Raw genomic sequence first — 12,621 nt, forward strand, 5'->3', positions numbered from 1 at the left:
ATTAAGTAATCCTTTTTAACTAACAACTACATAAAGCCCAAGCTAAAAAGCTTGAGCTTTATAATTTTATTTTCATTTTAAGATTTAGATAGTTTTTTATAACTGTTTATTCTCTTAATATCCTTCTAAAATCTATCTACTTTCTCAATTTTAAAGTTATCTTAAGAATTAAAATGACTATTGATTATTTTTCTTCCTTCTAATCATAAATGATCCTACTAAGGCACTAATGGTACCGAATAATCCAACTGCAGCTGGTGAATTTCCTCCTGTACTTGGTAAGTTATTTGAAATATTACCTTTTCCAGTATTATTACTTCCAGCACTTCCGTTATTAGTGCCACTATTTTCAGTGCTTTCATCATTATTACCTTTTGCTAATTCCAAACCAGCTAAAGCTAATTCTAATTCTTTTGCAGCTTCATCTACTTCTTTTTGACTAGCTTCTTCATTATCTAATACAGTTTTAACCTCGTTTAGCTTTTCATTAAGCTTATTAACACTTGCCTTAGTGTATTTAGATGTATCTATTGACTCAGCTTTATTTATCAAATCTTCTAGAATAGATTTATCTGGTATTAATCTTAAATCAAGATAAGCTTTAATCAACTTATTATAAGCTTCATTTATTTCTTCTTGAGCAGCATCTTTATTATTTAATATTTCTTTAGCATTAGCTAATGCTACATTAAACTTATTAACACTTCCTACTGTATACTTAGATAAATCCTTACCTTCTAATTCTGATACTAAATTTTCAAGCTTAGATTTATCAGCTGCTAGTTCTAAATCCATAAATGCTTTATTTAAATTTTCGTAAGTTTTAGCTACTTCTTCTTCCATAGCATTTTCATCTGCTATTACTTTATTAGCTTTTTCAAGTTCAGCTTGTAATACTGCCCAAGTTGAACTTGTATACTTACTTTCATCTAAAGCAGTAATTATTGCAACAAGCTTTATAAGTTCTTCCTTATCACCTTGTTTAAAATCTAACATATGAATTACATTTATTAACCTCTTTATAGCTATATCTACTTGAGATTCTGAAGCATTTTTGTCTAATAAAACAGTTTTAGCTTCTTCTAATGCAGCTTCAAATTCTTTAACTACTGCTGGAACAACATTTTCAAGAGCACCATTTGTCTTTACCTCTTCTGCATAATCTATAACTATTCCTAATATCGTCTTATCAACTTCTACAGGTGCTTCTTCTCCTCCATTTCCCACTTTTATATTTACAATATTTGAAGTTACAGTATTTCCATCAACGGTTACTTCTACTGATAAAGTAGCATCTCCATCCTTTAATCCTCTTATTTTTCCATCTTCTATAGAAATCACACTTTCATTTGAAATAACATATTTAACTTCTGCACTAGATAAATCTACATTAGTTCCATTACTCATAAGTGCATTAACACTAAAATCAACTGCTAAGTCTACTGGTATTTCATTTAAAATAATATTTAAATTTACATATTTCAAATTTGGATTTTCTTCTTCATTAATTTCTTTAACATACATATTATCTAAAATTATTTCTTTAAATCCATTTCCTTTATCTAACGAAATATAGTAGTCATTTTTATTATCAGTAGTAAATGTTTTAGCTATTTCTTTAGCATTTGTGTATTGTCCTGATGCAACATCAGTGGCTGCTAATGGAATATCAACTAAAGTTCCCCCTGATAATGATTTAACTTTAATAGAATATCCAGGTGCTGCGTCTGCAAGAGAATATAAGAATCCAAGTTCATATTTAGTATTAGGCTCTAAGTTTAATGTTGATGAATCAGTCACTATCATTTCTCCTGTTTCACCAGCTTGCTGATTACTCTTTAATGAGAATCTTCCATCAAGAACCCAATTCATTTTTTGTCTTCCATATAAATCTTTTTCTGCTAAGTGTGTTCTATTTGAAGTACCTCTTCCTGGTGCTAAGAAGAATGGCGTTATTCCTTCATCAACATTTTCAAAATCTTCGTAGAATACATATCCATCTTTATTGGTATGACCAGGGTGTTCCCAAATTCTAAAATCATCAATTAATACTGGAGTATTTCCTTCTTTAGCCTCTATATAGATATTAGCTAAATCTATATTTTCAGGAACAGTAAATTCTACTTCCATTCTGACATAAGTATCATTTAACCATTTAACACCTTCTCCTTGCCTTACTCTTCCGCCTCTGGTAATAACATTATTAAGACTTTCGTCTCCTAAGTTAACTCCTAAAATCACTTCCCTATTACCACTATTTTTAACCCAAGCAGATAGTGAATAAGTTTTTCCTACTTCTAATCCTTCTATATCTTGACTTATTTTTCCTTGACTTTCTCCAATTGAAACTATATCATTTCCTTTTCTAACGCTATTATCTTCATTAACAAAGGTTATATGATCTGTGCTTCCAGATTCAGATTCTTTATTCCAATAATTCCAACTTTGTGAATCAAATCCTGGATCAACTATATTACTTCCTTCACCCCATGAATCTATTCTATCTTCTGAAACTTCTCCTTTAGTTACTATATAAGGAGTATTTTGTTCAACATCTAAAGTTACCTTTCCGTTAACAACATTAATTGTCTTAACTTTAGTTCTTCCTAAATCAGATAATTCATAAAGCTCAACATTTTTTAAATTTTCCCAACTCTCTGGAAGTTCCCATTCAGAAGTAGTTCCAAGTGGATTCCAGTGATATATTTTTTCATCTTCTTCAACAGGGTTCCAAGGTAAGAACAAAGTAGTTTTTCCTTCTCCAATTGAATTAATTGTATTTTCAGGAGTTGTTGCAACTAATCTACCATCTTTATAGTAATTTATATTTTTCCCTTCTCTTACTGCTCTTAAATCTTCATTAAATATAACCTCATCTTCTGTCATTTTCATTATATCAAAATGTTGCATATACTTAGTAGGTAGAACTTGATTATAGAATCTCTCTACTCCATTTGTACCTTCTATTGAATGGTTATTTCCCCATCCACCTGATAATAAATGCTTACTTCCCTTTAATAAAGGATTTGATAAGAATCCATCCTTAGTGCTATTTCTTATAAATCTCAATATTTCACTTGTACTACCTTGGTTTGGATATGCCGGATCTGAACCCCAGTGATTCCAAATTACATGTTCTTCTAATGGACTGTGGAATTCTGTTGCTACTGGGTAACCTAACTCATTTAGTTTTTCTCCAAGCTGATGAGCATTCCATCCATTGCCTGTATAAACATCTACATAAACCCACCCTAGATTTGGCACATCTTCCTTTAACTGATCTAACCTTTCAAATAATTTTCCTGTTAAAATATCTGCTCTTTGATCAGCATAATAAGCTTGGTCTAACCAACCCCATCCAGCGGAATTCTCATTAACTATTCCGTCTGGGTATTGAAAGGCATCTAATTGATATTCTGTTGCATTTATATGAACACCAAATTTTGCATTATATTTAGCACCTTCATTTATTAATGTATTAAAATCTTCAACCCCACCTTGTCTTATACCTATATGTCCACCGTAATCAGGAATTGAATCATCATGTCCTTCTGCTTGATAACCTTTTTCAAGTACCATTTGCCCAAATCCATCTGTATAGTTATATAATTTCTTTACAGTATCTAATGTTCTTAAGAATGGACTTTGTGTATATCCAATATTAAATGCTATATAGGAAAGACTATCTTTAATCATGTCTCCTCCCATAGGAGTCTCTACATTATTTCTATATTCTATTGCTGCATCTTGCCAATCTAATTCTCCATCTGAATTCATATCCTTTGTTATCATAACTTCTGTCCATAAAGTTTCTTCAGCATATAATTCAGTATCTGACTCTAATACTTCTCTATATGTCCATTCTCCAGTTCCCATTGATGTAGCTTTATATCCATTTTTATTTTGGGTATTTAAAAGTATTCTTTTTGAATACTCAATTACATTATTATTCATTGTTATAGCAAAGTTGTTGTCATTAATAAATGCATATGTTTTATTCTTTACTGATGGCTCTAAATCTTCAACAGTACTTATTTCATCAGTTATTTGATGCCATGCACCTGTTGATAAAACTCCTGCTATAGCTCCGCCTTCATTACTTTTAACTGTTGCAAAACTATTATTAGGCAAAGATATTTTCTTTACTTTAAAATTCCCCTCTTCTTTTATATCTGTTATTTCCATTCTAACTTTATTATTATTTACAGATACATTTAATGTTAATGTAACACCTATTTCTTCAATATACAAAGTATATTTAGCAATATTGTCTTCTATGACACATATTACTTCTGGAGAATAATTTTCATTATTTATTTGAACTTTATTATATCTATCTTCTTGACCTATCAATTTAGAAGCATCTGCCTTCCAAATATAATCTATTATTCTTGGGAAAGTATTATCAAGATTAACTTTTATGTCGTCTGACTCTATACTTTGAACTTGCACTTCTGGTAATTCTTCTTCAACTTCTGGAGTTATTTCTTCAACTTTCACATTATCTAAAGTTACTGTTTTATTTGCAAACCATCCTACTAATCCTATTTTTCCAGCATCACTAGGTATATTTGAAGTTGTTGTGCTTCCTAATAATTCATCATTTATCCATAATGTTATATTGCTATCTTCAACTTTTAATTTTAATTTATAAATTTTATTAGCTTCAATCTTACTTGATCCAGGGAATGATCCATAACTCTCTTCTCCATTTTTAGCTGCTTTCCATACCCATGATCCTGCATCATAACATAAAGCTCCCCAGTTATTTACATCTTGAACTCTAAATGCTAATCCAATTCTTCCAGTATCACTATTTACACTAAACTCTGTTTCATACGTAAAGTTTTTTACATTTGGAGATTTATTATCATATGCTAAAGAAACTCCATTCATAGGTACCTTAACTTTTCCATTTTCTATTGTAGTAGTTAATCCACTTGGTTTTAATACTTTCCAATCTCCACTACTTTCTGGCGAATCAAAATTAGCTTCATATGAAACCTTTTCTCTTACAGTTATGTTTGCAACAGCCTTAGGAGTTTCTTCAGATGCCCCTCTTATTGTACCTTCAACCTTAAATGTTCCAGCAGTATCATAATTACTTGGATCAATATAATTCCAAATAACTACTTCTTCACCAGTTGTTCCATCTTCATATGTTACATTAACTTTATATGGTAATTCTGGCTTAGCCTTGACTAAGGTTTCAATATTTAATGGAGTAATACTAATGATATCATTTGCAACTACACTATCAAGTTCCTTAATTTTTAAATAGTCAACAGTAATATTCTTATTATCATACCAAGTCCTAAATCCAAATTTACCTGCATCCTGAGGGAAATTATTCATTGATATAGTATCATTAAATATTTCTTCTCCATTAACAGTTAAAGTTAAATTATTTCTCTTAAGCTTTACATTCATAGTAACCCATTGGTCTCCTTCTATTTTAGGTCCAACTATATCATCTTTCCAAGAAGTAGGTGTTTCTATTAACCATCCTGTTGCAATATTATATCCTACAAATCCATAGGTATTAGCATCTTTTCCTCTAAATACGAGACCAAACCTCCCTGCCTCTTGACCACTTTCTGGATTTAATTTAAATCTCGTTTCTGCTTCGAAATCCTTTAGCTCTGGACTTTGATCTTCTACAAAAACTAAGTTATTATTACTACTGCCTCTTTTAACTGTTAGGGCCCCTTTTGAATCTCCATCAGTAAAGTCAAAAACTTCTTTAATTTCACCATCTCCAACAAGTCTTGTCCAAGTATTACTATCATAGTCACTATATTCTTGATTATAAATAAAGGAATCGCTTGCTTCTTGAATACTATCTACTTGCTCAGTATTTACACCTGCTAATACAGAAGCCGGTATTTGCCCAACTGCAACTGCAGCAGCTATTATAAAAGCAATACTTTTATTAAGTGATTTTCTTTTCATACTACTTCCCCCTTGTATACATTTACAAACCCAATTATATTTTAATATATAATCCTATTGAATAATCTATCAAAATTGGGATATATTGTAAATATATTGCTTTTTTATATAATTCTTTGTTTTATGTAACCCATAAATTATATTTCTTAATTAATCACAATAAAAATAGATATTGAATTTAATCCAATATCTATTTTTATCTAATTCATAGTATTTTCTTTATGTCCACATTCACTACATTTATAATATTTCTTTCCATACTGATTATTATCATAAGCATATTCATATTCTTTCATTGTCTCACCGCAAATTGGACATATTTTTTTCTTTATATCTTTCATATTCTTTCCTCCTTAGTATCCTTAAAAACTTTATTATAAAATATATTTAAAATCTTATATTTATTTTATAGAGGCAAATCTCTTTTACTAAATCTTAAAATTCCCCCTATATATAATACTAGTCCAATTACTAATAAAATAATAAACATCCATACCCCAATAGATTCACCTTTAATTAATTTATCTGTATCTAATAAAGTAAAGATAGTAAAGTATTTAAAGTTCTCTAATTTTCCACCCATATTAGCTAAAAGTTGTATAATGAAGAATCCAATTGGAATTCCAGCACTTATTGAATAAGAAAGCTTTGTATCATTACTAATACAAGAAGCAAAAAATCCTAATCCACTTATTGCAATATGAAGACAATACAGACCTATATTCATTAAGATATATTTCTTTATATCTAAATCTCCTCGGAAATATACTTCACTAGAAATTATTCCAACTAAAGTAATAAATACTATTAAAGCGCCTAAAGAAAATAGCATAAAAATTGCTTGGGTTATTGCTATTTTACTTCTCTTATTTGGAGTCGCTAAAAGATAAGCCATTGATCCACTATCAACATATTTTGCAATTACTTTATTAACTATTATTATCTCAAATATCATTGGAAATACAATAAATAAAAATCCAAATAAATAGGTATTAATAAATTCTATTAATGTTGTCCCAGAATTACTCATTCCAAAGGCAGCCATCATTTCTGGCATAGCTTTTTCAAATTCAGCCAATGCATTACCAATTTCCGGATCAAACATTGGAATTATTACTGATATATACATAGTTAATACTGCTGCAAAAATTAAAAATATCTTATAATTTGATTTTATTTCTCTTTTTAAAAGTGGAATACTAATCATTATTTTCACCTCCATAAAAGTGCATAAATAAATCTTCTAAGCTTTGTGAATATGACTCTAAACTTAAAACTTTATATTTCCCTAAAGCTTTAATAAAAGGCATAATATCTCCTTTTACAATTATAGTAACATTGTTTCCTTCTACCTCTTTAATTTTAAATCCTTCCTTTATAAAGTTACTTACCATATCAGAATTTTCAAAGGTTATATTATATAGCTTTTGTTTAGATTCTTTTAAAGTAGATATATTTTCTACTTCTACTATTTCCCCTTGTTTTATAATAGCTGCTCTATCACAAGTCTTTTCAATTTCTTCAAAACTATGAGAAGACATCAATATGGTTCTTCCCTTTTCTTTTTCATCAAGAATTAATTTTATAAATTCATTTTGCATTAAAGGATCTAATCCACTGGTTGGTTCATCTAATATTAAAATATCTGGCTCTTGCATAAATGCACATACTATTCCAATCTTTTGCTTCATTCCCTTAGACATCTTTTTTATTTTACCATTAGGATTTAATTCAAATCTTTCTATTAATTCATAAGCTTTAGATAAATTTTTAATTCCCTTCATTTCTGCTACAAACTTTATAAATTTTATTCCTGTCATATCATCTAAAAAAGCAATTTCCCCCGGTAAATATCCAAGAAATTTTTCTATCTCACTAGAATTATTAAAACAACTTAATCCATTAATACTACAACTACCTTTATCCGCTTTAGAAAAACCCATTAAATGTCTAATAGTTGTAGTTTTTCCTGCTCCATTTGGGCCAAGAAACCCAAGTACCTCTCCCTTCTTAACTGAAAAAGTTATATTAAATATTCCTTTTTTATCTCCATAATCCTTAGTAAGGTTGTTAATTTCTATAACATTCATTTAAATCACTCCACAATATTTATTAGAATTTCCATTTAATGAGTTGTATTATACTTAATAATTTATCTTTACTCAATTAGAATTGTTAATTTTTGTATCTACATATTTTAATTATACAATCTTTGGAATATAATGTAATTATATTTTATTACAAAGGAGGTAATTTCTATAAAAAATTTATTTAGAAATAAGATATTTATAAGAGTTCTTGTTATTATTCTTATACTTGTAGTCGGTGCTTTTTCTTTTTTATTTTATAAGGAAAGTAAGTCTGGAAATTTAGAGGCTAAATCAAATATATCTGAAATTCAGAAAATAGATAAAGAAATTTCTAATGAAGAATCATCTGAAATACAAGATAGTGAATATTACCCTATAGAAAAAATCTATGATATTATGCATAGAATGAGTAATACTAAAATAGTTGCTGAAGACAATCAAATTTGGGGAATGATAGAAATGGATCCTGAATATATTACTTCATTAAAAACCCTAATAGAAAAAGTTGATTACCAAGATAGGGACTATATGTTAGAGGTCCTTACTAGATGGCAAAATAATGACTTCTCTCAAGCTGTTGATGAACATAATTACTTTTGGAGAAAATTAGGCGGAACTGTAGGAAAAGCAATTTCTTTAAAAGAATGAAAATGAGGCTGTTTCAAGCAGCCTCATTATGCAGAAATTAAAATTATATTAGTATTTATACCTGAATACTATTTTTTATTATTCTAATAATAATTCCTTAATTTCATCTACTCTGTGCCCTTGTCTTTTTAATTCTTTAATCTCATCTATTCTTTTTACAGCTTTTTCTCTTGGAAATCTTCTTGTTAATTTTTCTTCCTCTTGTTCAAAAGGTAACATTCCTTCTTCAGTATAAAACTTAAGAGTACTGTATCTTGAATTAGTAATTCTAACAAGCTCCCCAATTGTAACATATTCAGATTCTAATATTTTTTCCATAGAACGCTGTCTAGACATTAATTTTCAACTCCTTTAAATTGGGTATCTTCTAAGACGTACTCCATGTATTGGGACTCTCCCTCTAACTGCTTCTGGTATAGCTTCATATAATATATTGTCTATTTTTAGTAAAGGTACATCTCCCAAACGTACAATAGTATAAATATGACCATTTTCTTCTAACCTTTTTTTAACACTATCAAATCTCTCTCTTGAATTATGGAACCATTCTTCTGTATCAATAAATATAGATTGAGAACGTTCAAGTGCTGGAAATATAAAATTTAAACCAGTTCCTATAGGCGTTTTAATTGCATTTTTTTTCATTCTTAAAAAACTTTTTACTGCTATTTCAATACCATGATAAATATGAATATTATAAAGTTCTTTAGAAAATCTATTATCTATAAATAAATTATACATATTTTTATATACTATTTCTAAATCTGCCTTTGAAAATACATCCTGAATACAGCCACTTTCTCTTAATAGCCATAACATAATTATACTTTCATCACTTATTTCACCTTCTTCAAGAACATCTGCCTTCAGTCCCTCAATAATTCTAGAATATTCATTACCATTACTTCTATACTCTTTTAATGATAATCCTGCTGTTTGATAATACATATCACACCCTAATAAATTAGGGATTTCTTCTATATAATCATCCCCTTTTAAAGAATCTGACATAGCAATTTCAAGAGCTTTCAAATGTTTTTTTGAAAGATTTGAAGATTTATATAACCACCACTTTAAATCCTCTCTTATATATTCCTTTTCATTAAAAAGAGGTTTAAAAATAGTTTCCTGATATAAAGTAACATTAGGATTATCAAAAAATGATTTATTCAATACTAACTTTCCATCTACTTCTTCAAAATATCCATCTAAATATGACTCTAAAACAACAGCAGCTGCAATTGCATGAAGTGATACCTTTTTAATAGTTGTCATATTAACACTATCTTGTGCATTCAAAGCAATCATCGAAAAATTTTGTGATAATTTTAATTCTCTCATAAATAAACACCTCTTTTAATTATACTAAGTAATTTTTTTACATTTACTTACTACTTATTACTTACTATTTAATTATATATCATATATATTTTTTTGCAAATATTTAATAGTTAGTATAGTTTAATCATTGTATTATTTTAGTTTAATTAGAAGTAAAAACGAAAAAAGTACAAAATACTTTCTTATAACTAAAAAATAGCAGCCTAAATTAGCTACTATTTTTTACAACTTATACTTCATAAAATAAAATTTAATCAGGTAGTTGATTCTTATATTCTTCATTACTTATTCTTTCAATATCCTCAACATAACCATTGTCATTATAATTACTATCAGTATAATTATAATCGTATTCTGGAGAATTTCTTATTTCATTAAATCTTCCTACAGCTTGATAGCTATCTTCTTCGTCAAAGCCTACTTCATCTTTATCATTATGCTCAGATTTATGTCCAAATGGTTTACCGATTACACTTTCTTCTACAACTCTTTGATTAGAATTATAGGTTTGTATATTACTAATTGTATCTTGGCATTCAATGCAATTTAGTGCATAAGGTAAAAACTCTAATCTTCCTTCATCTATATCTTTGCCACATATTTTACACTTACCATAACTTCCATCCTCTATTGCATTTAATGCATCATTTATCTTATCTAGTAATGATGTTTCATTTGCTTCAAGTGCTCTACCTTTTTCAACTTCAAAGGTTTCACTTGCTATATCAGCAGGGTGATTGTCATAAAAAGATAATTCACTAGCAGTCTCAGCATTAAATTTAGTCATTCCATTATCGCTTAGTTGTTTAATAACATCAACAACTCTCTTTTTCTCTTTATTAAGTTTATTTTTATAATATGCAACTTTTTCCTTATTCATATAAATCATCCTTTCAAAAGTAATACTCGATTATATTCTTTCTTAAAAAATGATTTTTTAGTACATTAAATTATATTATAATTATTGTTTTCTAAAACTTCTATTGCTCTTTTTATTGATTCTTCTTTTATAAGGATATAATCTGTATCATAAGTAGAAATTGCAAATATACTAATATCGTTATTAGCCATTAATGTACTTATTCTTGATAATATACCTAGTAAAGAGAAATCTAATGGACCTTCTATTTTTAATATCTTCCAATCTTTTTCACATTTGATATCTTCTTTAATTTTATCTTGTAAGCACACTATAGACAATTCATCATCTGTCCTAGTTATAGAAAAGAATTCTTCTTGAAAAATCCATTTTGGAATTTCATCATTTTTATTTAATCTACAAACTGAATATCTATCCTTTAATATTTTTAAAGTTAATTTTTTCTCTATCTCACTCATATTAAATCTCCTTATTAACCTTTCTTATCTTTACTTCTGCAAATACTGGATAAAATCCTGACTTTAATGCTACCTTTTGAGATATTATATGAGATTCAACAGTACCATAAAAAGGTACCTTCCCTCTTTTTAATATTTCATTTTTTAATGATTGTACTAAAGCACTAGCAATTCCTCTTCCATTTGCTTCTGGTAAAACATTAACTCCAATTTGCCACATAATATTAGAATCCTCACTTGCTCCAGCCATTCCTAAAATATTCTCTTCATTATCTACTACTGCAACTCCTAAAACATCTGGATAATTTTTGTTAAAAGCAAAGGCTTCATCAAATCTATTATCATCTTTAAATTGTAGTATATCATCTTTTTCAAACCATTTTAATTTAAAGCCATTAATTTCTTCCAAGTTACTATCCTTTGGTAAGTAATAATGATGAGTATTATCTATTTCATAACCAAATTCATTTAACTTTTTATCAATTCTTCTTAAAACTGAATATAAAAACATCCACTCTCCAGGAAAGTTTGATAATTTTTCAATGCACCAGTTTTTAATACACTTATCAGCAGATATCACTGTTTTTCCATTGATTATAAGTATCTTTAGTATTTCTTTATCACTGCTATATTTTCTACTACCATCTATTATTTTTAAATCTGTAATTAAATTTTTATTATTATCAAAATCTTCAATTCTACAATTATAATCTTTTGCAAGTTGTTCTTTTACTTTAATTAAAATATTTTCATTCATAAATTTCATCCCTTTTAATAAGCTCAAACTTCATATTTTAAATTCTATTACTTAAAATCAATTATATTAGTTATTTTAATTAATATCCAACAATTATTAAATTTAATATAAATTATTAATTAAACAAAAAAGGTAGACTTATATAATAAATCTACCATAAATTATTAATTATTTAGATACGACTCTAATTGAATCTTCTTAGAATTTAAATTTTCTAATTCATCTTGTTTACTTTCTATAATCTTTTTATTTTCTTCAATTTTTGAATTTATTTCAGTAGATAAAGAATAATCAACTCTATTTATACTACCTATTGAATTTCCTAAAATAATCCCTATAATTATCGCAGCAAATACTTTTAAAACTTTTTTTAATATCATATTTTCTTTCAGCACATTACAAATATTATTTTATTTTCTCTATAATCATTATTTCTCTTTAATTACTATGTATTAATTTTTTATATTTTAATGCACCTTTACCTCCATATATTTT

11 protein-coding genes are annotated in these 12,621 nt (G+C 27.8%); 1 reads left to right on the forward strand and 10 read right to left on the reverse strand.

Going from position 1 to position 12,621, the window contains the following annotated elements:
* Nucleotides 1-177: 177 nt before the first annotated feature.
* From ACQPUY_RS01985 to ACQPUY_RS02000, 4 genes are all read right to left on the reverse strand, one after another.
* Nucleotides 178-5,952, reverse strand: coding sequence for an endo-alpha-N-acetylgalactosaminidase family protein (locus ACQPUY_RS01985; RefSeq protein ID WP_430839223.1), 5,775 nt, complete (start codon nucleotides 5,950-5,952; stop codon nucleotides 178-180).
* A gap of 200 nt (nucleotides 5,953-6,152) precedes the next feature.
* Nucleotides 6,153-6,293, reverse strand: coding sequence for a hypothetical protein (locus ACQPUY_RS01990; protein WP_430839224.1), 141 nt, complete (start codon nucleotides 6,291-6,293; stop codon nucleotides 6,153-6,155).
* Between the two features lie 65 nt (nucleotides 6,294-6,358).
* Nucleotides 6,359-7,159 carry an ABC transporter permease subunit gene (locus ACQPUY_RS01995; protein ID WP_430839225.1) on the reverse strand — a complete coding sequence of 267 codons (801 nt, stop codon included), beginning with the start codon at nucleotides 7,157-7,159 and terminating at the stop codon, nucleotides 6,359-6,361.
* Nucleotides 7,152-8,042, reverse strand: coding sequence for an ABC transporter ATP-binding protein (locus tag ACQPUY_RS02000; RefSeq protein WP_430839226.1), 891 nt, complete (start codon nucleotides 8,040-8,042; stop codon nucleotides 7,152-7,154). Before ACQPUY_RS02000 ends, ACQPUY_RS01995 begins: the two co-directional genes overlap by 8 nt.
* 405 nt (nucleotides 8,043-8,447) lie before the next feature.
* On the opposite strand from ACQPUY_RS02000, the gene ACQPUY_RS02005 reads away from it, so the two are divergent.
* Nucleotides 8,448-8,690, forward strand: a complete 243-nt coding sequence (locus ACQPUY_RS02005) for a DUF6241 domain-containing protein (RefSeq protein ID WP_430839227.1) — start codon at nucleotides 8,448-8,450, stop codon at nucleotides 8,688-8,690.
* 78 nt (nucleotides 8,691-8,768) lie between these two features.
* Here the strand turns inward: ACQPUY_RS02005 and ACQPUY_RS02010 are convergent, their stop codons facing one another.
* The 6 genes from ACQPUY_RS02010 to ACQPUY_RS02035 all read right to left on the reverse strand — a co-directional run bounded on the left by ACQPUY_RS02010 (nucleotide 8,769) and on the right by ACQPUY_RS02035 (nucleotide 12,506).
* Nucleotides 8,769-9,026 (reverse strand): helix-turn-helix domain-containing protein, encoded by a 258-nt coding sequence (locus ACQPUY_RS02010; RefSeq protein ID WP_430839229.1) that lies wholly within the window; start codon nucleotides 9,024-9,026, stop codon nucleotides 8,769-8,771.
* A 15-nt stretch (nucleotides 9,027-9,041) separates the two neighbouring features.
* Nucleotides 9,042-10,031 (reverse strand): hypothetical protein, encoded by a 990-nt coding sequence (locus ACQPUY_RS02015; protein WP_430839230.1) that lies wholly within the window; start codon nucleotides 10,029-10,031, stop codon nucleotides 9,042-9,044.
* Between the two features lie 250 nt (nucleotides 10,032-10,281).
* Complete coding sequence (locus ACQPUY_RS02020) at nucleotides 10,282-10,911, reverse strand: TraR/DksA C4-type zinc finger protein (protein ID WP_430839231.1); 630 nt, start codon at nucleotides 10,909-10,911, stop codon at nucleotides 10,282-10,284.
* 65 nt (nucleotides 10,912-10,976) lie between these two features.
* Complete coding sequence (locus tag ACQPUY_RS02025; RefSeq protein ID WP_430839233.1) at nucleotides 10,977-11,369, reverse strand: ACT domain-containing protein; 393 nt, start codon at nucleotides 11,367-11,369, stop codon at nucleotides 10,977-10,979.
* A gap of 1 nt (nucleotide 11,370) precedes the next feature.
* Nucleotides 11,371-12,126: a GNAT family N-acetyltransferase gene (locus ACQPUY_RS02030; protein ID WP_430839235.1), complete on the reverse strand. Its 756-nt coding sequence runs from the start codon at nucleotides 12,124-12,126 to the stop codon at nucleotides 11,371-11,373.
* A gap of 164 nt (nucleotides 12,127-12,290) precedes the next feature.
* Nucleotides 12,291-12,506: a hypothetical protein gene (locus tag ACQPUY_RS02035; RefSeq protein ID WP_430839236.1), complete on the reverse strand. Its 216-nt coding sequence runs from the start codon at nucleotides 12,504-12,506 to the stop codon at nucleotides 12,291-12,293.
* Nucleotides 12,507-12,621 lie beyond the last annotated feature (115 nt).

It is taken from the genome of Clostridium nigeriense (assembly GCF_050585245.1).
GTDB classification, from domain to species: domain Bacteria; phylum Bacillota; class Clostridia; order Clostridiales; family Clostridiaceae; genus Clostridium; species Clostridium nigeriense_A.